This window comes from Pseudarthrobacter sp. AB1 (assembly GCF_014926485.1).
Taxonomy (GTDB): Bacteria; Actinomycetota; Actinomycetes; order Actinomycetales; family Micrococcaceae; genus Arthrobacter.
Genome location: NZ_PZKO01000055.1, coordinates 138,935 through 159,602, shown reverse-complemented (window position 1 = coordinate 159,602; position 20,668 = coordinate 138,935). Strand labels below are relative to the sequence as shown.

Below are 20,668 nucleotides of genomic sequence, written 5' to 3'. Positions count from 1 at the left end.
GGCCCCAGCCTATCGTTCACCGATGACGCCGCAGACGGACCCCTCCAGCCCCGGCAATGGTAGCCCGATCAGCCATCGAGCTGTGCCCGACGGAACCTCAGCTCGCGCAGGGCACCGTTCAGGGGCGATCCGGTGAAGGGCAGGGCTTCCAGGTCGATGGCCTGGGCAGCGGCCACTGCGATTTTGTTGGCGGCGGTGGCCGCCCGTTCTGGGAGCCCGATACTGGCAGCGAACTCCTGCCAATGCTTGGCCTTGAGGTTTTTCACCTTGCCGGCGACCGTCAGCGCCATGGTGTCGTCGCCGTAGAGCAGGGTGCACGGGATGTCATAAACGGGTGCCACCACCCAGCCTCCGTGCCGGCCTTCCAGCACCGAGGCGTTCTTGGCGTGCAGGTCGCCGTTGCCCGTCAGCCAGCCGAAGACGAACTGCAGGTACAGGTTCCTGACGGCGACGGCCCTGGCTTTGCACAGCCCAGCCAATGCCAGCACTGCTTCCTCAGAGCTCACGGCGTATTTTGATGCCGGCGGGAGGTTCAGCACCTGCGCAGCGTCCTCCAGGGCCAGGCGAAGTGGCCCGCCGTCCGCGGAGCGGTCGAACCGCTCAACCAGCAGCCCGGGCAGTCCTTTCCGGTCCGTGACGACACTATGCCTGGCGACAGGAATTTTCAGCGACTTCGCTCCGGCGAGATGCGCTGCCTCGTTGAGGACCAGATGCGGATGCTGCGGCGGATCCAGCTTGAGCAGGTAGCGGCGGCCCGCCATGGCTAGCGGAGTCGTCGGCATCGAGGCGCTGGCTTTGGCCTGGACCCCCGGCAGACCATGAGGATCCACGGCGTCGGCGAGGGCAGCAAAGTCCAAGTCCTCCGGCCGCGACGTGTCCGCCAGGGGCGGCGGCTCTTCGGGCGGCTCCCCGGCAGGAACGATCTGGACATCGCCCGGTACGTCTGCGCCGACGGCCAGGAGGAGGCTGAGCTCATCCCCCAGGCTGGTCTTCACGGCATCCTTGAGCACGGTCAGGCGGTGCCCCTCGGGAAGGAGGCCTGAAAAGAAGGATGGCAGCGCCCCGCTGGGTGCCTCCACGGGCCCTGCGTCGGAGGGCAAAGTGGTACTGACTGGACGGCCACCGGAGCTGAGGTAGCCGGCCGTATAAGAGAAGACGACACTGCCCTGGTCGGTCCTGTCCAGGTGGCCAGCCAGCATGCCGGCTTTGTAGACGTCGGCGCTGCGGACAAATTTGAGGCGGGGCAGGTCCTCAATCATCGGCGGCCTTGAGATGCAGCCCCACCGCGTTGGCCGCGGCGGCAACTGTGACCAGGGAGGGGTTGCCGGTCCCGGTTTCGATCGCGTGAACGGTGCGGGAGGACGTCCCAATCAGGTCGGCCAGCGTAGCCTGGGTGATACCAGCCTCTTTGCGGGCCTGCCGGATGCTGGCACCGATGGCCGTGACGTCGTCCACCCCGGTCCCTTCTGAAATATATTGCTGAAACAGCACTGTCACCCTCCACCATGCCTCATGAGTACGCAAATCTGCAACATATTTCTGAAACCGCTTATCCAGGTGTGGTCACGTCAGGCCGAGGCGAGATTCGGCAACATATTGCTGGCATGGACTCATCCACCGCATCCGATCGGGCTGAATGCCAGCGCCCAGGAGCGCCGGCGTTCTGTTGATCCTCGGTCTCGTACATTCAGCGTTGGAGCGGATACGTGAAGTCAGCGGGGCTACCACCTTGGAGCGGCAGGTGTACCCCCGTGGACCTGGAGTCGGCTGACCAATTGACGGGAATGTAGCCAGAAGCAGCCTGGCCCAGTAATAGACTGCCCGAGGAGAATGGCCCAGAAACGGGCAAGGAAAAATCCCTCCAACCCAACGTTTCCGCAGGCCAAAGGGATTTCAAAGTGGAGCTAAGGAGATTCGAACTCCTGACCTCTTCTCAGAGGACAGCATATTTCATTGGTTGCCGAGGTCTTGCATTGCCTTGCTAATCCGCGGAATCTAGGCGTTTTTGGAGTGAGGGACAACCCCTGACATGTCAACGTTTTTCATTATTTCCGTGGGGTAAACGTGTGGCGGACACGAGCCAGAACAGCTCGCCGGGCAAGAGCGCGCGCCTACACCGCGCGTATCCGATTAGAGTCGTTGCTACCCGCTCCAAGTGTCTCGTATCTAAAGGTCAGGACCGCGATTCAACCACAGGGTTTCGATACTTAGTTATGAGAATCGCCGACTCGCAGCGGCTCCGCCGCTGTGAGTTGCAGCCGTAAATGGCGGTGTTTTCGCAGCGCTGAATGGCCCCCATTACGTCCGCATGCACCGACCTCGAGGAAGCCTGGGCCACGGCGGAAGACACCCTGGCGGCGCCGGGAAGTTCCTGCGCAAATACGCCGCCTTCACCCAGCTGGTCATTGACGAGTGGCTTCTGGGCCCGCCCACGGAATCGATGCGCGGCATGCCGCTGGAGTTGATGGAACGCCGCAACGACGCCACGTCGACGGTGTTCTGCACCCAGCATCAGCAGAAGGACTGACACCAGCGGCTCGGCTCTGGTGTCCATGCGGACGCGAACGTTGACCCGATCATCCATAACACGATCTGGGTCGAGACCGGCACCTACAACGTGCGAGAGCACACCGCCCGGGCCAGCACCCAAATCCGATGGAGGGCGTCAGCGGGCACCATGCCACACCGCTGCTGGCGTTCTCTCGCACGATCGGTGGCGCCCAACTGCGCGATTGGGTGGCGCTCAAGGCCTCGTTCCGGCTCTTCCGGGTCGAGGCTCTGACCGAGTCCTTTTGTGGGTCGGATCACTGAACCCGGGGAGCGACAGCCGATAGTCGGCCTCTAGAACGTCAGCCGTGCGATCATGCTGAATGCGCCCAGCAGCAGAACTGCAGTGGACAGGGCAAATACCCCGCTCACGTCGGCACGTATTTGTTCTGTGCACACTCCTTGGGAGCCGCGGCGGTAGCGTTTGTTCTGTGTGGCAAAGATGCAGGTAGCAGCCGCGGCCGCGGTGGCGATCAGAGCAAGCACAGGTAGCCCGTGGGCGGGCAGCCAGCGCAAAAGATGGTGCTCACGGTGACCAATGCCAGCAGCGTGCGGCCCCAGGCTATGACGGTTCGTTCGGGCTGGAGCCCGGGATCTGAGTGCATGGACATAGATCAGTTTTGCAGGATCAGAAATATGATTGTGGCCGCCGCCAGGGCTCCGCCGAGGCCCAGCACCGGCACAATCAGCGGCAGCGGCAATGGTGCCTTGTGACGCATGCTCCGTTCGACTGAAAGCCATCTCACGGCTGCCCCGGCACTGATGAACATACCCAGAACCAGCATCAGTGTGGACAGACCTTCCCGAATAGGTCCTAAGAAGATTTCGTTTGCAAAAGCTTCGATTGCGATGCCTCCGGCCAAGAAGGCCAGTGATGTTCGGATCCAGGCCAGAAAAGTACGTTCGTTGGCCAGGGTGAAACGGGGATCCGGTTCGGTACCGCCAGCCAATATCTTCCTGGCCAGACGGCCCCGTGGCTGTGGCACGGAATCTGACGCGGATTGTGGGAGGGGTGAAACCCGCATAGCTTTATCAGGCTGCGGTTCTTGTCGGGTCTTCCTGAGATTCGTCAGCCGGCGCCATTTGGGCGCGTCGGCTGTTACGGCTTCCACACAGCATTTTCGCTTCAGAAATCGCCGGGTTGTGACCTGTCCGCTCAGTCTTCGTTGGTGGAGTAGCAGACGACGTTTCACTGGGAATAGCCTTTGTCTTCGGCGTGCCGGACGGTTTCGGGGGGCCACTCCAGGCGGACCCGTCCGTGACCGCTGTTGACGACGACCATCTGGGCCTGATCATCGAGGGCGGTGAAGGTCCGCCAGGCACCCGCCGGTACGGAAATCGTGTCGTAAGGATATAAAACTGTCGCTACTTTGTAGTCGCCTTCATTCAGGGTCACCAGCCAGGTGCCGCGGTAGCCCACCAGCACCTGGCTGTGGCCGTGGCGGTGCTGAAGCATGCCTTCGTCCTTGACGGCCCGCAGCCATGCAAGATTGAAGTCATGTGGGGAGTGGACCGGCGGAACCTGGTCCCGGTCCTCGGTCATTCCGTAGCCGATGACCATGGCGAGCTCGGCCCCGCCCCCGGGCAGTTCATGGCACCGGAACGGCTGGCTGCTCCAGTTCAGGTCCCGGTGACGGACCACACGCTGCTGCATCTGCTCGACGGTCCAGATGCGCACCCGGTCACTCTCGGCCTGAGGCAGGGACGAAATGACCTCAACGTCTTCGGGCACGGTGTCGCCGGACACGGTCTCGATCAGCTGGTTGTCCAGGGTCCGGAACAGGCCGTGGTTTCCGGCCTCCTTCAGCACCAACGGTCCCCAGGTCATGTCCCCGGTGTTGTCGAAGCCCCGGGCCGTGAAAAGCCACCCATGGGAACCGCCCACGTTGGTGAATCCACGGGAGATCCAGGTCGGCACACTGACGATGTCACCTTCGTCGCAGATGAGTTCACCGTCGGCGCCCCAGCGCATCTTCCAGGTTCCGCTCCAGTTCAGGAGCACTTCAGCGGTGGAGTGGAGATGGAGGTTGTTTACGCCTCCGTCCGGCATGGCGGCAGCACCGATGTTGAAGCCGTCCGGTTCCCGAAGATTCATGGCCTGCTGGGCGCTCTGGGCCACCCCGGGTCCGATGATCGAGTCGTTCTCCTTGGTGTCGCTGCCGGGGGTATGGCCGTCGATGAAGGCCTGGCTGACGTAGTCGTTGCGGCGGATGATCCGACGTCTGAGTTCTTTTTCATCGACGACAGGGGCTGCAGTTTTCTGTTTCACGTCAACTTCCATGGCGTCATGTACGCGTGTGGGGCATTTAAGCCGTTTTGCTTGTCCACGCGGGAGGGGCACCCAGAGCACTGGCTTTCTCGTCCAGCTGCTACGGCGTGTCTCCGCATAGATCTTTTGGGCCCGTCCGGCTGGACGCGCGGGCCCAGTGAATGCAGACCGTCAGGCGGTTTGGCGTCGGAGGTCGAGTTGATCCGTATGGCCAAAGGGGACTGCCTTGCTGAGGCCGACGACGAAGTGCCCGTCTCCGAGCCGGATTACCAGGATGCCGTGCGTCCTTTGCCCCCTGGCGCTCTCGATCATTCGGTCGACTGCCACAGTGATACAGCGGTCCATGGATGCCCTGTCGGGGACCTTGATTTCGATGGGTTGAACATGCTGCATGTTCATGACTTGCTCACCTCGCTGGTCGGATAGATAGGACGGTATATCCCTGCGCTTTTTCATACAGGGTTCGAGATTCGGGTTACGTCCCGCTGAGTGGTGGAGTTTTCTCGACACCGTGCAGGTCAGTTATTTGATTATGCTGCCGTTAGTTCGGGGAGCAAAATCGTGTCCTCTATCGGCGTGGCGGGTGCGGTGTTCATGGCCTTGAGTTCGGCCATGGAGGCCTCGGAGAGGTAGCGGCGGTCTCCTGCTTCCCATTCATCGTGTTGCTCGACGAGGACGGCGCCGGCGAGCCGGAGGAGGGCAGCGGGGTTGGGGAAGACCCCGACGACGTCGGTCCGTCTTTTGATTTCCTTGTTGACCCGTTCCATGGGATTCGTGGACCAGATCTGGCGCCAGTGCCTGGCCGGGAAACCGGCGAATGCGAGGACGTCGTCCCGGGCGTCGCCGAGCATCGCGGCGACCTTCGGGTGGGATTTGGCGAGCATCCGGGTGACTTCGTCGAACTGGGTGTTCACGTGTCCGGCGTCGGGCTGGGCGAAGGCGGTGCGGATGATCGAGGCGACCATGTCCTGAGATCCCTTCGGCACGGTCGAGAGCACGTTACGCATGAAATGCACCCGGCAGCGCTGCCATGCTGCGCCCTGGAACACCGTGCTGATGGCTTTCTTCAGGCCGCTGTGGGCGTCTGAGATCACCAGCTTCACCCCGTCCAGCCCGCGGGCCTTCAAGGACCGCAGGAACGCGGTCCAGAATCCCTCGTTCTCGCTGTCGCCGACGTCGAAGCCGAGGACTTCCCGGCGCCCGTCCGCGGCGACGCCAAAGGCAACCACGATCGCCTGGGAGACAACGCGGTTCCCGACGCGGGCCTTGCAGTAGGTCGCGTCCAGGAACACGTACGGGTAGTCCATGGCAGACAGATCACGGTCCCGGAACGCACCGACCTCGTGGTCCAGGTCCTCGCAGATCCGGGAGACTTCGGACTTGGAAATCCCGGTGTCGGCCCCGAGCGCCTTGACCAGGTCATCGACCTTGCGGGTCGAGACCCCGTGCAGGTAGGCCTCCATCACGACCGCGTACAGGGCCTGGTCCACGCGCCGGCGGCGTTCCAGCAGTGCCGGGAAGAATGATCCGTTCCGCAGCTTCGGGATCTTCAAGTTCAGGTCCCCGGCGGTGGTCGTCAACGTCCTGGACCGGGACCCGTTGCGCTGCGTCGTGCGTGCCTCGGAGCGTTCGAACGGGGCAGCGCCGATGAACGCGGTTGCCTCCGCCTCGATCAGCTGCTGGTACAGGGTTTCGGTCGCGGCGCGGATCCGGTCGGAGACATCGGTGAGTTTCAGTTGGCCAAGGAGGTCAAGCAGGGCAGACTGGTCTAGAGCCATCGTGTGTTTGTGTCTTTCTGTGAGTGACTTTGATCGGTACTCACTGACCATCGCACGATGGCTCACTACGTCGCCGGAGCAACGCGCAACTGCGGAGATCTACACCACTCCACGGGACGTAACCGAGATTCGGCGCCGTAGGCTTCCAGCCAGAGAGCATCCGCAGTGACTGTAACGTCCTTGACATACCCGGTCCGGATGGTGCGGCCTTCTTTCCGAACCTGGACCTGCCTACCGGCCAAATCCTTCCAATCTGCATGTTCGCCCATGGAGCTGCCTTTCGTATCGCAATTCACTGTTTTGCTTGTGCCTGCGGCTTATTGCCAAGGGAATTTCCGCCCCGCGGTCAATCCGGACTGGCATCTGCGGTCCGAGCCAGGAAGCATCTCGCTGTTACTACCGGGCAAGGCGCGCTCCATGGGTACTCTCCAGCAACGCCTATTGGGAGACACGCTTTAGCTGCAGCCTGCCGAGTCACAGTGGATGCGGACGGATTCAGGGTGAGACTGTTCTGAAACCAGCGTTGCCCATGGAGGAATCCGGAGTGTTGGAGGACCGGGCAGCGTTCCTGTATCGGTTGCAGTATGAATCATGGCAGAGGTACGAACCTCCCCTTATTGATCGTTGGCTTCCTTGTTCTGGGCCTTTGGGGTTCATTTCGGGGGAGATCCGGTAGTAGTCGTGATCGAACCGATCTGCGCACCACTCCCATACGTTCCCTACCATTTGCCAGAGTCCCCAGGCGTTGGGTTCATAGCTGCGGACAGGCGCCGTGGTGAGTGCCCCGTCTTCCAAGGTATTCACCGTGGGAAACAGCCCCTGCCAGATGTTGCAGCGCCAGCCGTTTTCGGCGTCGAGCTCGTCGCCCCATGGGTAGCGCATATGCTCGCGCCCGGCCCGTGCAGCACGCTCCCATTGGGCTTCGGTGGCTAATGCCCTATCGGCCCAGGCACAATACGCCAGGGCGTCATTCCAGCTCACGTGGACGACCGGGTGGTCTTCGAGATTGTCAAGACCCGACAGCCGCCCGTGGGGGTGTCTCCAGTCCGCGCCGCGGACGCCTACCCACCATGGTGTCCCGGCTGCTGTACCGATGAGGTCTGACGGGTGTGCCTGCACGGCCAGGTGGAAAACGGCGGAAAAGCCGAATACCTCCGCTTCAGTGCGGTATCCGGTTGCCGAGACAAATTCGGTGAACGCCGTATTGGTCACTGTCGTTGCATCGATTGAGTACGAATCCGTGAACACCCGATGCACGGGAGTTTCACCGTCTGCGTTTAGGCCGTCTCGATGTGAGTCGCCCATATCGAAATAGCCTGCCGGGATATGGATCTGTTCAATAGGGTGTGCCCCGTTGCCAATGTGCCGCGCTGCACCCCAAGCGGGTGCAGCGCGGCGCGGTTGCGATGCCGGGACACAGCAGTTGGGCCGGTCTGCAGGGTTGCCGTCTGAGACTGCAGTTCGTCTTTTTGTCATGAGCTTTCGACTCTCTGTAGCTACCAATGCTTTCGGCGATGCCCATTTGGGGCTGTGCCGAACATGCCTAAGCTATGGCCACATTCCCTTCAGGGTGTCATTTGAGTCAGTCGTGCCCATCCGCAGCGCGGAATTTTGAGTTTGATAAGGCCCGTCAAGTTCTGCTTCTCTGTGCTGTGCTTGACTCCCGCTGCATCAAAAACTTCGACGAGAGTCGGCGCCGATCCTTCAACGTCTATCACGACCATGTCCTCGGCCGTGACGTTGAGTATCAGGCATTCCTCACCGATTTGCGTGTTGTACTTAACCACTGACGGCGCGTAGAGCCCAATAACGGTTTGTTTACCGGGACGTTGTGCCAGGACGGTTGTATATCCATCGATCGGAAGCGAGGGTTCCAGTTGGGCTTCCAGGACGGTCGCACTGCAGTGTTTCCACAACCCGAGGAACGCCTTGATCGTATCCAGGTGCCCGCGGTCAAGTGTTGACAGGGGCATCGAGATCTGTGGAACACCAAAGAACGCATTCATGAGTTGGCGTGTGCTGACAGCCGGGTCGGCTGTTGGATCCCACATGATGGGATCTGAGTGAACAATACGACTGCCGGCAAGCATGCGGGCATCGATGATAGCGCCCCGGTTCATGTAGGCGTCTCCGGGGCAGTCGTCGGCGCGTAGAACATTTGCAAAGGGTGCGATTGCGGGGCTTACGTAGGGATGTCTGAACTCGATAAGGAGGTCGCTGAGTCCCCGGAGCTCCAAAGCGCTATTAAGGTCGGCAAGAAGCTGCTGCATCGCTTGCCCGACGTCGGGGATATCGCCGTCGGTTGGCGTGGACGCATAGATCATTGATTCGTTGAGGAAATCGATCTTGAGTCCATCAAGATCGAAGGTTTCGATGAGGCGGACGCAGGTGCTAACAATGTGCTTTCGAGCTGCAGCGATCCTGGGGTCGTAAATGTGGCAGTTGAGGCTTGGTTTGAAAGCGGGCGCCAGGTCCGACAGTTCGGCGAAGTCCGCGCTCTCGGTGCCCAACAGCAGCGGTGCCACCCATAGGACTACCCGCATTCCCTTTTTGTGGACGGTTTCGATTAATCCCTTTAGGTCAGGGAACTTCTGCGGGTCGGCTGTCCAGTCACCGCATCCTTGGTAGCCCCGCCCGTTTCCGAAGTTTTGCCAGCCGTCGTCGATGAAGAGCGTTCGGATGCCCAGGTCCGCAGCAACATTGACGTCGGCGAGAATCTTGGTTTCAGAGATGCGTTGGTTATAGGCATACCACGTCGAGTAAACGGGTTCCGACGCGAAGCCGGGTGCGTTCATCGGATCGGCGTGTTTACTGGCTAGCCAGCTGGCGAGGTGGGGAACACTCTCATTTAGCGTGCCGTCCGATGATCGAAGAGCCAGCTCATGGGTGGCACTTCCTTCCGGGAGCACCAAGTGCACAACAAATGATTTTCCCTCCTCCGAGACCCCATATTTCATTGTCACTTCACGCACGGTTTCATCCAAAGCAAAAGAAAGCAGGGAGTGGCCGCCCCCGTCGTAGAGACAGCCGAGTGGCACCGAGTTCACGATGCTCGCGACTTGCCGTCCCATCCAGTCGGGATCGAGTGAGCGATGATTCCGCGCTGAAGAACCAGCGTTCCAGAAGCCAGCAGAATCCCCCAGCGGTACTTCGATGGCCACTACGCCAGGGTTCGCGCTGTTGTTTCGAAGCCGGAATATGGCAAGCTTGTCGTCATCAATTCGCCCGGTTACTTCCACGCCGTGAGTAAAGATCCTGGCGTTTCGCACGTCTGCGACGTGGCTAAGATTTCCTTGAAAAAGTTCCTGCAGCAAAGTCTCTCCCTTGATTCAATATTGCGATACTAAGGACGTCCCGTGGAAGTCAACGTCTGCTCTACGAGCCGGATTTTTCGTCCCTCTCGTGCCAGTCCTTTTCCGTCCGCGACGATCCGCCCGAATAATGTCTACGGCCGAGTTGTGCTGCCGTATTAGCCGCACCTGCTGGCCAAAACATCCGCATTGCCTGGACATCAGCTCGGATTTACTACCAGCTGCGGGATCGGGCCAAACGTGGCGAGAGCTGTCAAAATATACTCGTTGACTACCTCGTCGTCGTGGTCGATCGCGAATCGCCAGATTTTTTCATAGAGCTCATGAACGATCGGCACATACTCATGTGGCACGTTGGCAAGTGGCGGCCTCCCGACTTCGCGTCCGGTCTCCTCAATCGCTAGAAGATTGGTGAGTTCGTCCGGGTCCTGATGAATGTTGTAAAGCTCGTCGAAATCGAAGAGGTTGACGACGAGCTTCCACTTCCCTGAGATGACTGCCCGCTGTATCCCATATGTCTCGTTCCCATTGGTTTGGAAGAAGACATCTCTTGGGGTGTGTGGGTCATGTGTTCCTCGTACGATTCCACTCAAATCCAGCCCCGAACGCTCCCGGGCCGATTCCACGCCGCAAATCTCCATCAGCGTTGGGCCGATGTCCACCAGGGTGATGGGCGAAGTAGCGACTGTCGGGCGCCCGTCCTGCTGTGGCCTTGGATCGCGGAGGATGACCGGAATCTCGTACGCCGGGCTGAAGGCGGGAAGTCCTTTGCCCCAGAGTCCGTGCTCCGCCGTGTAATCGCCATGATCGGAGAGGTACGCGACGATGGTGTTCTCTGCCTTACCGGACCGTTCCAGAGCCTCCAGCAATCGGCCGAAAAGGTGGTCTTCGTAGCTACAAAACGCCAGGTAGTGCAGCAAGGCTTCCTGATGTTCCTTCACGGTCAGTTGATCGAAGCGATCGCGTGTCCGTCGATAGAGATTCGGCTTGTCTGTCATGGGATCGTGAAAGCTCGCCGGAAGCTCGATTGAGTCCAGGTCGTAGAGGTCAATGAATTGCTGTGGCGGGATATAGGGGTCGTGCGGGCCGAGCGTGCCTACGTAGAGGAACCACGGTTCGTCGCCTGTGGTCTGAATGAATTCGATGCCGGCGTTCACGATGGATGAATCACCGAACGGGTCTTCTTCCGAGCCGTACAGGTGGTAGGCCGGCCAGCCGGGGCGGATGATTTCGCCCCTGCCTCGGAGCCCCGGGTCCGGGCTTTGAGGCATTGTTCGAAGAACACCCAGTTCTCGCTCGCGTGCTGCTGCCCGTTGCTCCTCAAGGGTCCCGCCGTCGTCCCTGACGTACTTCTTCGATTGCAACTCTTTCCACCCATAGGATGCCGGGGGTTCCGAGTTACTCACGTGCCATTTACCGCTGATTCCCAGCGCGTAGCCTGCGTCGAGGAACTCTTGGGACCAAAACGGCGTGTCGGAGCGCGGACCTCTGCTGAGGGCATTCGTGACGTTGACGTTGTTCCACACGCCGTGTTCAGACGGGTACACCCCTGAAAAGAAGCTGGCCCGCGAGGGGCAACAGTGGGGTGATGGTGCATACCCGTTCGTGAAGGCAACCGCTCCCTCTCTAAAACGGTCAAGGTTGGGGGTGATTGCCCTCGTGGGGCCGTCGCCGAAGACGGTGCTGGCGCGTTGTTGATCCGTCATGAACACGATGACGTTAGGCTTTTCGGTACTCACGATTTAGCTCCCGAAAAAGCAATTCCTTCGATGAACTGTTTCTGCATAAACAAAAAGAGAACAATGAGCGGCAGCTGCGCGAGAAAAGAGCCTGCCATAAGGAGTGGATACGGCGTGATAAATTCTCCACCAAAGGTGGAGAGTCCCGCCGCCAGATTGAGCTTTTCGGGGTCTGAGTTGACGATCAAGGGCCACAGCAGTTCATTCCAGGAATAGATGGAAGTGAAGATTGCAAGTGCAATCAGCCCGGGTTTAGCAAGCGGGAGCATGATAGCGAAGAATATTCTGAAGGGCCCTGCACCATCGATGCGGGCAGCCTCTTCGAGTGATGCCGGCAAGGATAAGAAAAACTGACGCATGAGGAAGACGCCAAATGCGCTGATGAAGCCCGGCAGTACCAGGCCGGTGACGGTGTTGAGGAGCCCCAGTGACCCAAGTATCTCAGTCTGAGGTAGCAGGTAGAGCTCGCGGGGCACCATCATAATGCCGAGCAGTGCAAAGAAGAGGATGTTCCGGCCCGGGAATCGAAGCCTTGCGAAAGCATAGCCAGCGGCCGAGCAAAGGATCAACACGACCGCGGTTCTCGACAGAACAGAGATTGTCGAGACAAGCAGCTGGTCAAAAAATGGGATAAGAGTCGTCGCTGAGATGTAATTGTCAAGGCGCCACTCGGACGGAAAAAGCGTGGCAGGGACTGACAAGGATTCCGAAGTCGTCTTGAAAGAAGTCAGAAACTGCCAGATGAACGGGAAGAGCATGACAGTGGCGCCTGCAATGAGTACCACATGGACAGCCAGGCTCTCCCAATTAATCGGCTTACGGACAGGTCCTCGAGAGCTAATGGTGTGGCTCTCCTGAGTCGTTAGGCTACTCATAATGAACCCATTTCTTTTGAAGTCTGAACTGAGCAAGGGTAAGAAGGAGAGTCAGGACGAGCAGGACGCATACTATCGCGGCACCGTAACCACGGTTCTGTTCGACGATGGCAGTCTGATAGAAGTAATAAACAATAGTCTCCGCGTTGCGCACATTCGGGCTGGTGGGACCGATCATGACAAACACCAAATCGAATACCTGCAACGATCCGATGACGGTGAGCACTGATACGAGAAATATTGTCGGGCTCGCTATCGGAACGCTGATCCGGAAGAACCGTCGGATGGATCCCGCACCGTCGAGGGCTGCAGCTTCAAGAAGGTCGGACGGGACTGTCTGGAGTCCTGCAATCATCAGCACGATGTTCTGTCCCAGGGAGGCCCAAATGCCGACCAGCGCGATGGTGATCATTACGGTGTTTGGATCTGTCAGCCAGGCAATGGGTGGAATGCCGACTGTCGACAGTGATTGGTTCACGAGCCCATACTCCGTGCTGAAAAGGAACTTCCAGACGAGGCCAACGGCAACCGGCATGGTGACGACCGGTATGAAGTAGATGATCCGATAGCCGGAAACGAAGCGTAGTCCTTTGCGGTTGAGGAGTCCCGCGATCATCACCGCAATTGGTATTCCGAGCAGACCCACGACGGCGTAGGTAAGAGTATTGCCGAGGGCGCGCCACATCTCCGGGTCCTGCAGCAGCTTCGTGTATTGCTCCAAACCCACGAAGGTTTCCCCGGAGAAAAAGCCGGTTTCTGTCAGGGACAAGTAGAGGCTGCGGACTATCGGATAGAAGTTGAAGATGATGGCACCGATAAATAGTGGCAGCAGGAACAGGTAGGCAGTGAGCGCTTCGTTCCTTTTTCGCCGTGAACTCACCGTCATCATCGTTTTTCTGGCGGTCTTGGACCGGGCACCTTCCCGGCCCTGAGGCCGGGAAGGCTCCGCTAGAGTCGTATCGCGCATGGAATGCTACTTCTTCTCCGCGTCCAGCGCCGCTTGGATGTCGTTGTTCGCCTTCGCCGCAGCATCAGCAACCGATGTTTTTCCTTCAAATGCCGGCGTGAGGTCGGTGGCCATCTTCCTGGACCACACTGAGGTGTTGTTTGAACGTTCGATCGGGTAAGCCTTCGCAACCGCATCGGAGAAGCTACGCACATCAATTGTGCTGGCGAAGTGATCAATGAAGGTCTGATCAAGTTCCGGATACGCGGTGAGACCAATTCCGCTATCTGCGTAGATCTTGGCAGCCTCCTTTGAACCCAGGAATTGGACGAGCTTCAGGGCCTCTGCCGGATGCTTTGCCTTTTGAGGCATAACGTTTCCAAGCGAGGATGTGGAAGTTTCGTTGGTTCCCGCTGACCCCTTCGGGTAGGGAGCAACACCAATACGTCCGGCTTTACCAAGAGGTGAGTCTGCGAAGCTGCGGCTCATCCAGGATCCGTCAGGGTGCATTGCCGCTTTTCCAGAGAGGAACAGACTGATCGGATCCGTCTCTGATTGTTGGGTAAGGGTTGGTGCACTGCCCTGGGCGATGAGGTCTGTCCAGAACTGAATACCCTTAATGGCCGCGGGCGAGTCAATTTCGGCTTTCGTTGCGTCCGAATTGATGATGTGGCCGCCTTCGTTGTGGATAGTTGCACCATAAGTGGCGCGGCTATCCAGCGGTGCCGTCGTTCCCCATACCTGTGTCCCTGAATTTGCGAGCGACTTGGCTGTTGCAGCGTAGTCAGACACAGTCCAGTTATCCGCCGGGTACTTGACCCCGGCCGCGTCGAACAGATCCTTGTTGTACCAGATCCCGATAGCATCCCGGTTGTTCGGGAATGTGTACAGTTCGTTGTTCCAGGTGTACAGCCCGCGCATTGTCGCAGGGATGGCATCGGCCGTGACGCCTTCCCCTTCCTTGACAGGAGCAAGTATTCCCTGCGATGCGTAGATGGGGAAGTTCTGCGGGTTCGTCCAGAACACGTCAGGAAGAGTGCCGTTGCTGGCTTCTGTCTGGCGTTTGGTCCAGTAGTCACCAAAAGCGAGGACCTGGGTCTTAACCGTAATGTTCGGATTTTTTTTCGAAAATTCGTCGAACATTTTTCTGAAGACTGGTTCTTGGGTGGTGTCCCACATTGCGTATGTGAGCTCCACCGGTTCGTCCTTGGCGCTTGTCGCCCCGGTGGAGCAGCCTCCCAGGACCATGGCTGCGACAATACTTGTCGCTGCTGCAAGAATTCGTTTCCTCATTTTGTTCCTATCTGTATCGCCGCTGTTTTCATAGCGGACATTAGTTAGAGCAGGTAACTTCAAATAACACGAGTGATTCGGGTTGGAGAGACGGAGCAGGGAGCCCCACCGTGGAGAGCAGCTCACCCGAGATCGTCGGGGATCCTGTACCACCATGAAGATCTCGGAGCCAGCGCACGTTGCGCCAATGCCCAACGAAATCCGGCGAATCCACCAAATCAATGCGATAGAGCCGGTCGGGAGCCAAGCCCGGAAACCTGATACGTCCCGGAACGCCACTGGCCGACTGACGCATCCCAACAAGTGCGTAAAGACCCACCGACTGGTCTCGAGCCACGACACCGTGCAGGAGCTGGCAGTCATCGTCCATGTCAGCTCGGACCACCCGGCCGCTATGCAACAAGGGGCGCCACGTCTTGTAGATTTCGAGCCATCTCGCCAGCCCCTGCCGTTCTGTTTCGTCGATCTCCGAGATATCCCACTCGATGCCAAAGTGCCCGAACAGTGCCGTCCCCGCCCGGAAGGCAAGTGAATGTGTCCGTCCGGTCGTGGTTGACTGCGGACGTGCTACATGTGCGCCGATAAGTTCCGGAGGAACGAGCTGCCCCGTCCAGCGTTGAATAAGTTGCCTGTCCAACGCATCATGGTTGTCAGAGGCCCAGAATCGGTCTGTGGTTTCGGCAATACCGAGATCGATTCTCGCCCCGCCGGCGCTGCAGGATTCGATCTCAACTCCGGGAAACTCGCGCTTAAGCTCGGCCATCAAGCGGTACACCGCAACTGTCTGCCGGTGCACGGCAGGCGCATGATTAATCGACGACCCGGCTTCGAGGAGGTCTCGATTGTGGTCCCATTTGATGTATGCGATGTCGTTGTCGCGCAGCAACGCACGCAACTGCGCCAAGATGTGGTTGTAAGCCTCTACGCGCGTGAGGTCCAGTACATACTGGGTGCGTGCACTTCGGGGAAGTTCGGCCGATGCCTGGAGGAGCCAGTCAGGATGTGCGCGGATCAGGTCCGAATCCAGGTTCACCATCTCAGGTTCAATCCATATACCGAACTCCATGCCGAGACGCTTTACGGACTCGATCAGGGGCCGGAGACCGTCTGGCCACCGCTCCTCGTCCACAACCCAGTCACCGAGACCCGCCTTATCGTTCACGCGGCCCTTAAACCAACCGTCGTCCAAAACGAAGCGTTCGACTCCGATGCCCGCGGCCTTCTCCGCGAGAAATATCAGGTGTTCGGGAGAATGGTCGAAGTACACCGCCTCCCACACGTTAAGAACCACGGGACGCGGCTTCCAAGGGTGCTGTTCACGATTCCTCAGAAATTCGTGGAACCTGGACGCCGCAGCATCCAGGCCGTCGCCATATGTCCAATAGACCCACGGAGTCGCGAAGTCATCGCCGGGCCGGATAGTGACCTCCCCCGGAAGCAGAAGCTCACTGCCACCCAGGACCTGGACTCCATTTCCCAGCCGTTCGAGGAAATGCCTATGGTTTCCGCTGAACCCTACATGAACCCCCCAAACCTCGCCCGATTCGAAGCCAAAGCCTGGCACCCCGGCATGCAGTACATATGCGCTGTCGTGACCCGTACGGCCGCGACGGTTCTCCCTTACATGCGAACCGATACTGATCGGTGCCCGTTGCGGTGCCCGTTCGTAACCCCAGTGGCCAGAGAAGTCCAGCCGCTCCGAGGCCCTGAGCGGCACGGGGAAAGCCATGGCGAGCTCGTCAAGGGAGTAACTCGGGAAGGGTTCCGAACTTCCCGCGGTCTGGTGAGGAACGGCGACCGTTGCGCGGGTTCGTACCAGGCCGGACGCTGTCATCTCGATTTCGAGCCGAACCCGGAGGCCACTGTTGCTGTCAACAAGGTCGTACTCGACGTGTCCCCCGGGAGCTTCGATCTCAGATTGATGTACTTGTTCACCATTCAAAGAGACCGACTGGACATGAAATCGAGGAGACCATGAAGAGCCGTTCGAGTGTCCGCTCAGACCGAAGCGCCCCATCCATCCCTCATGATGAGATGGGAGTATCGCAAGTCGCGTAGGTGTGTCAGCGGTGCTGTTCGCCGATGGCATTTCATCGAGTTGGGCCCACAGCCGCAACTCTTGAATCGGCGATGTCAGGGAACGGCCCCAATGGACAACAGCTGGGGATCGACGCTGGGAAGTGTCTAAGACGAGGGAGACGCCTCCGCTAGAGAGGTGAATAAGCTCAGATACTGAGTCCTGGGTTGCAGCCGTGGACCCTTCTTCGACTTCAGTTGATGGGTGCTGCGCTGTCACGAATGACGCTCCTTAATGCCACTGCTGCGGCGCCTTTGGACCATCCTGCAAGTGGCAGGTGGTCAACGAGTGTTTCTGACTTCGCGGCCCGCCAGTGCCGCGCGCGTTCGAATTCGCGATCCACTGCGTGCCCGTAGGTCGTGTAGACGGCGATGCCGTCACCGGTGACGATTACGCGTTCAGGTCCAAGCATGTTTACTACCAACGCCAGCGCCCGACCGATGGCAATAGCCGCGTCATTGAAAATCCGATCGGCAATGGCATTGCCCGTTCCTGCTATCTCAAGCAAGTCCTCGAATGAGCGGCCCGGAAAATACGGTGACGCTTGCCTCAGAATTGATGGAATGGACGCGTAGGAAGACAGGCACCCGCGGTGTCCGAGATCGCATATCGGCCCAGATCGATCAATTTCCAAATGGCTCAGCAACCCTGAACGACCCTCAACACCATGCACAATCTCGCCGCTGACAATCAGCCCGCATCCGATACCCGTTCCCAGCGTCAGCACCGCAAGGTCCTTGCATCCCCGCCCGAGACCGAACCAATGCTCGTAGGTCGTCGCTGCGTTAACGTCATTGCTTAGAACCGTCCTGAGCCCTGTTCTCGCCTCGACCGCGTCAGCGAGCCGCCCTGAACTCCAACCAAGGTAAGCAACATCATGAACCCCACGGCCATCTGGATCGACGGTGGCTGGCAAGCCCACACCGATTGCCGCCACATCATATTCAAATGGCGTGCGCTCCATCAGTTCAGCCGTTGCTTTAACAGCGGCGTCAATGCTCGCCTCTTCAATCGAAAGCTCAGCGTAATGCAGCTGTTTTCCTTGCATGTCAATCCACGTGCCAAAGGCCATATCCGGCGTTAACTTGACGCCTAGAGTAATGATCCGATCCGCCACGGGGAGGAGAATACGGGCTGGCCGGCCTGTGCCTCGGAGTATCTCTTCCGACTCTTCGAGATACCCATGAGAGATCAAGGACGCTATCAACTTACTGACACGGCCATTCGAGAGGGCAAGAGCCTGTGCTACCTGCGCTCGACTGGAAACCTGCCCGGAAACTATGAGCTCGAGGGCGCGCCGTTCGCTGTCCCCCAACTGTGTGAGGTGTGACTCTTTGTACATGCCAACACTGTATCTTAGTTTCCTAAGGAAAGGAAGGTTCTCATAAATGAACTGTTACACCCCTTGTTAACGCGTACTTAAATACCAATGGAAAGTATTAGGCGTTGCGCCTTGGCTGTGCGCTCGTTTGCGTTTTCCATGACTCACTGCGTGCGCCCCAATGCTTCGACAACCCGGCCTCCGGCCCCGGCTCGGAGTCCGGGGGATGCTCGCGTGGGCATCCGACGTATGTCCGTGGGGGCCGGTGAAATTCAGTGATTCATTCATGATTCTCGTACTTCGCTGAGGATTCCGGGGCCGTCTTCAGGGACACCGATCCGGTGTACCGGGGCGTGAACCTTCCGCTGGTTTTCTTCAAAGTCGCCGTATTCCTCCACGGCAGGGAGCTCGCGGCCACCGGCTAGATCGCGGACCAGACACCGCAGCTGCCAGACGTACTAGGGCCCGGGGCCGTGGACGAGGCCCCCCGCGGGGTCCGCGCCGGACCTTCCAGGTCCCCGTCCGGGACATAGCCGCCCTCACCGGCCTGGACATGGACCAGCGAAAACAGAATGCCGCCGCCCAGCCCTGAAATCCGCAGGACCGCGCGTGGATACCCCCCATAATGTCCCTGAACCCAAGTCACAAGCGTTCAATTTCGGTGCAAAAGACCACGGCGGAGTCGGACTAACCGTACTCAAGCACGCAAACCCGCTCCGGAACTCAGCGGACACAATAGGGTTAACGCCAATCAGCAACGACGCCCCGGCATCATGCCGCGCCATGCAAGCCGAGCCATGAATGGTCAGAAGCATCATCGCTGTTTGTCATTCTGATCCCCATCATCGCCGGGCGGGTCCTCCGCGAAACCAGTGCGCGCAGCGCCGGTCACGAACCAGATTTTCGTTCGGCACTCCTCCGTCGCCTATTCTCCTCGCGAAATTTTGGCTCGCTCCCGGTTCCCCAAGTTGCACTCCGGCCCCTCGTACCCGCGGTGATTCGTCTATCAGAACGGCGCACACATCTGACTGACGCGCCCTGTGCCGGCCAGCCGCTGAAGGAGAAAGAACATGGAACCGCTCACCATCAAAACCCCCGCCGACGTCCTCAGTTTCATTGGCCACACCTTGGGTTTTGGCCCCAAGAAAGCCTGGTCTTCATCACCCTCGCCGACAACCACGTAGGGGCAACCCTCCGCGTCGACCTGCGGAAGCCAGACGCCGAAATCAGTTACGCAAAGATGGTCGCCGAATACCTCGGCCACGACACCAGCGCCGAAGGTGTGATCCTCGCCGTCTATACCTCGGAGCCCATGAATGGCGGCCACAAGCCACACGCGGCAACTATCGCTGCGCTCACGGGCGCCCTGGCCGGGCGAGGACTCACCATCGGGGAAGGACTCCTCGTCGGAGATCAGACGGTGTCACAGTACGACGGCGATCCTAAGAAGGGCGTCCGGCTCCCCTTGAGTGCCACCCAATCCAGCCAGACCAACGCCGCATTCCGTCCCGTGCGATCCTCCGACGAAATCGAGAACAACGGTCGAGCAGGCCGAAGGACCATCGATGGCTACCGCGACACCTACCGGCGTGTCATCAAACCCGCGCTGGCCGGTCTCCGCCTCCACGAGCTGAGCATCGGCCGTATTGACCGGTTCCTCAAGAACGTCGCCGCAGACCACCCTGCCACCGCACGTCATTCCAAAATCGTGCTGACCGGCATGATCGGTCTCGCGGTCCGGCATGATGCCCTGCACAGCAATCCAGTCCGGGATGTCGGACCCATCAAAATCGCAAGGAAGGACGTCAAGGCCTTTTCAGTCTAAGACGTTCAGAAGCTCCGGACTGTCATTGGCAAGTGGCAGGAGGACCCCACACACCAAGGACGGCCACGCGCAGCAGACATACTGGACGCTCTCGATATCTTCCTTGCCGCCAGCGCCCGGATTGGTGAGGTCCTGGCCATCCGGTGGCAGGACGTTGATCTCCAAGCCGAACCGCCAACCATCACCATCTCGGGAACTGTAGTCCTGGAGAAAGGCCGCGGCGCCTACCGCCAAGACCATCCGAAGACAAAAGCCGGCTTCCGCACCATGAAAGTTCCGCCCTTTGCCGTGCCAACACTCCAACGCAGGCATTCAGCCGAGCAGCCCAAACCCGAAGACATGTTATTCCCCTCCTCCACAGGAACTGTTCGCAGCCCACATAACTTCCGCAGGCAGTGGCGGGACGCCCGGGCCGGATCTGACTATGAATGGGTCACCCCGCATGTCTTCCGCAAATCCGTTGCCACCCTCATCGACCAGGAATACAGTTCCAAGCAAGCTGCCGCCCAGCTCGGTCATTCAGGAACCGCAATCACAGAGAAGCACTACATCGCCAAGGCAACCGAGTCACCGGATCTCACGGCAGCCCTGCAAAAGTTTGGGACAGAATCACCATCCGGTCCGGAACGCATGTCCAGATGAATAACGGCCACCGTCACCTAGTCCGGACGCACGGAATGAAATACC

At 59.2% G+C, this 20,668-nt stretch carries 19 protein-coding genes; 3 read left to right on the top strand and 16 right to left on the bottom strand.

Features of this window, described 5'->3' with window-relative positions; genetic code table 11:
• Positions 1-68 precede the first annotated feature (68 nt).
• Both DAD99_RS14490 and DAD99_RS14485 read right to left on the bottom strand, forming a co-directional pair.
• Positions 69-1,259, bottom strand: coding sequence for a type II toxin-antitoxin system HipA family toxin (locus DAD99_RS14490; RefSeq protein ID WP_193342083.1), 1,191 nt, complete (start codon positions 1,257-1,259; stop codon positions 69-71).
• Complete coding sequence (locus DAD99_RS14485; RefSeq protein WP_375372242.1) at positions 1,252-1,491, bottom strand: helix-turn-helix transcriptional regulator; 240 nt, start codon at positions 1,489-1,491, stop codon at positions 1,252-1,254. The genes DAD99_RS14490 and DAD99_RS14485 overlap by 8 nt, the downstream gene beginning before the upstream one ends.
• 817 nt (positions 1,492-2,308) lie before the next feature.
• Between DAD99_RS14485 and DAD99_RS21805 the strand changes: the two genes are divergently transcribed.
• The gene (locus tag DAD99_RS21805) at positions 2,309-2,527 is read left to right on the top strand and encodes an ATP-binding protein (RefSeq protein WP_227008036.1); all 219 of its coding nucleotides are present in this window, start codon (positions 2,309-2,311) and stop codon (positions 2,525-2,527) included.
• Positions 2,528-2,841: 314 nt separating this feature from the next.
• Here the strand turns inward: DAD99_RS21805 and DAD99_RS22190 are convergent, their stop codons facing one another.
• The 14 genes from DAD99_RS22190 to DAD99_RS14415 all read right to left on the bottom strand — a co-directional run bounded on the left by DAD99_RS22190 (position 2,842) and on the right by DAD99_RS14415 (position 17,952).
• Entirely contained in the window at positions 2,842-3,033 is a 192-nt protein-coding gene (locus tag DAD99_RS22190) for a hypothetical protein (RefSeq protein WP_309233279.1), read from the bottom strand.
• Positions 3,021-3,152 carry a DUF202 domain-containing protein gene (locus DAD99_RS22185; RefSeq protein WP_309233312.1) on the bottom strand — a complete coding sequence of 44 codons (132 nt, stop codon included), beginning with the start codon at positions 3,150-3,152 and terminating at the stop codon, positions 3,021-3,023. The genes DAD99_RS22190 and DAD99_RS22185 overlap by 13 nt, the downstream gene beginning before the upstream one ends.
• Positions 3,153-3,161: 9 nt before the next feature.
• A complete protein-coding gene (locus tag DAD99_RS14470; protein ID WP_193342250.1) occupies positions 3,162-3,572 on the bottom strand; it encodes a YidH family protein in 411 nt (136 codons plus the stop codon).
• Positions 3,573-3,736: 164 nt separating this feature from the next.
• Positions 3,737-4,816 (bottom strand): hypothetical protein, encoded by a 1,080-nt coding sequence (locus DAD99_RS14465; RefSeq protein WP_227008035.1) that lies wholly within the window; start codon positions 4,814-4,816, stop codon positions 3,737-3,739.
• Between the two features lie 171 nt (positions 4,817-4,987).
• Positions 4,988-5,215 carry a hypothetical protein gene (locus DAD99_RS14460; protein ID WP_193342081.1) on the bottom strand — a complete coding sequence of 76 codons (228 nt, stop codon included), beginning with the start codon at positions 5,213-5,215 and terminating at the stop codon, positions 4,988-4,990.
• A 131-nt stretch (positions 5,216-5,346) separates the two neighbouring features.
• Positions 5,347-6,594 (bottom strand): IS256 family transposase, encoded by a 1,248-nt coding sequence (locus DAD99_RS14455; RefSeq protein WP_193342080.1) that lies wholly within the window; start codon positions 6,592-6,594, stop codon positions 5,347-5,349.
• 495 nt (positions 6,595-7,089) lie between these two features.
• Positions 7,090-7,920: a formylglycine-generating enzyme family protein gene (locus DAD99_RS14450; protein ID WP_309233311.1), complete on the bottom strand. Its 831-nt coding sequence runs from the start codon at positions 7,918-7,920 to the stop codon at positions 7,090-7,092.
• 239 nt (positions 7,921-8,159) lie between these two features.
• Entirely contained in the window at positions 8,160-9,908 is a 1,749-nt protein-coding gene (locus tag DAD99_RS14445) for a glycoside hydrolase family 36 protein (RefSeq protein WP_193342078.1), read from the bottom strand.
• A 197-nt stretch (positions 9,909-10,105) separates the two neighbouring features.
• Positions 10,106-11,644 carry a sulfatase-like hydrolase/transferase gene (locus tag DAD99_RS14440; RefSeq protein ID WP_193342077.1) on the bottom strand — a complete coding sequence of 513 codons (1,539 nt, stop codon included), beginning with the start codon at positions 11,642-11,644 and terminating at the stop codon, positions 10,106-10,108.
• Complete coding sequence (locus DAD99_RS14435) at positions 11,641-12,402, bottom strand: carbohydrate ABC transporter permease (protein ID WP_227008034.1); 762 nt, start codon at positions 12,400-12,402, stop codon at positions 11,641-11,643. The genes DAD99_RS14440 and DAD99_RS14435 overlap by 4 nt, the downstream gene beginning before the upstream one ends.
• Positions 12,403-12,511: 109 nt before the next feature.
• Positions 12,512-13,486, bottom strand: coding sequence for a carbohydrate ABC transporter permease (locus DAD99_RS14430; RefSeq protein ID WP_227008033.1), 975 nt, complete (start codon positions 13,484-13,486; stop codon positions 12,512-12,514).
• A 6-nt stretch (positions 13,487-13,492) separates the two neighbouring features.
• Positions 13,493-14,758, bottom strand: coding sequence for a sugar ABC transporter substrate-binding protein (locus DAD99_RS14425; RefSeq protein ID WP_193342076.1), 1,266 nt, complete (start codon positions 14,756-14,758; stop codon positions 13,493-13,495).
• 40 nt (positions 14,759-14,798) lie between these two features.
• Positions 14,799-17,054 (bottom strand): alpha-galactosidase, encoded by a 2,256-nt coding sequence (locus tag DAD99_RS14420; protein ID WP_193342075.1) that lies wholly within the window; start codon positions 17,052-17,054, stop codon positions 14,799-14,801.
• On the bottom strand, positions 17,029-17,952 hold the full coding sequence (locus DAD99_RS14415) for an ROK family protein (protein WP_193342074.1): 924 nt from the start codon (positions 17,950-17,952) through the stop codon (positions 17,029-17,031). Before DAD99_RS14415 ends, DAD99_RS14420 begins: the two co-directional genes overlap by 26 nt.
• Positions 17,953-19,306: 1,354 nt before the next feature.
• Here DAD99_RS14415 and DAD99_RS14410 point away from each other — a divergent pair.
• Together DAD99_RS14410 and DAD99_RS22300 are read left to right on the top strand one after the other, a co-directional pair.
• A complete protein-coding gene (locus DAD99_RS14410) occupies positions 19,307-19,981 on the top strand; it encodes a DUF4192 family protein (protein ID WP_227008067.1) in 675 nt (224 codons plus the stop codon).
• 24 nt (positions 19,982-20,005) lie between these two features.
• Positions 20,006-20,623: a site-specific integrase gene (locus tag DAD99_RS22300; protein ID WP_193342248.1), complete on the top strand. Its 618-nt coding sequence runs from the start codon at positions 20,006-20,008 to the stop codon at positions 20,621-20,623.
• Positions 20,624-20,668 lie beyond the last annotated feature (45 nt).

Coding starts and splice junctions, on each gene's coding strand:
- DAD99_RS14490 (WP_193342083.1), bottom strand. CDS start 1,259: ATGATTGAGGACCTGCCCCGCCTCAAATTTGTCCGCAGCGCCGACGTC.
- DAD99_RS21805 (WP_227008036.1), top strand. CDS start 2,309: ATGCACCGACCTCGAGGAAGCCTGGGCCACGGCGGAAGACACCCTGGC.
- DAD99_RS22185 (WP_309233312.1), bottom strand. CDS start 3,152: ATGCACTCAGATCCCGGGCTCCAGCCCGAACGAACCGTCATAGCCTGG.
- DAD99_RS14470 (WP_193342250.1), bottom strand. CDS start 3,572: ATGCGGGTTTCACCCCTCCCACAATCCGCGTCAGATTCCGTGCCACAG.
- DAD99_RS14460 (WP_193342081.1), bottom strand. CDS start 5,215: ATGAACATGCAGCATGTTCAACCCATCGAAATCAAGGTCCCCGACAGG.
- DAD99_RS14455 (WP_193342080.1), bottom strand. CDS start 6,594: ATGGCTCTAGACCAGTCTGCCCTGCTTGACCTCCTTGGCCAACTGAAA.
- DAD99_RS14435 (WP_227008034.1), bottom strand. CDS start 12,402: ATGCTCTTCCCGTTCATCTGGCAGTTTCTGACTTCTTTCAAGACGACT.
- DAD99_RS14430 (WP_227008033.1), bottom strand. CDS start 13,486: ATGCGCGATACGACTCTAGCGGAGCCTTCCCGGCCTCAGGGCCGGGAA.
- DAD99_RS14425 (WP_193342076.1), bottom strand. CDS start 14,758: ATGAGGAAACGAATTCTTGCAGCAGCGACAAGTATTGTCGCAGCCATG.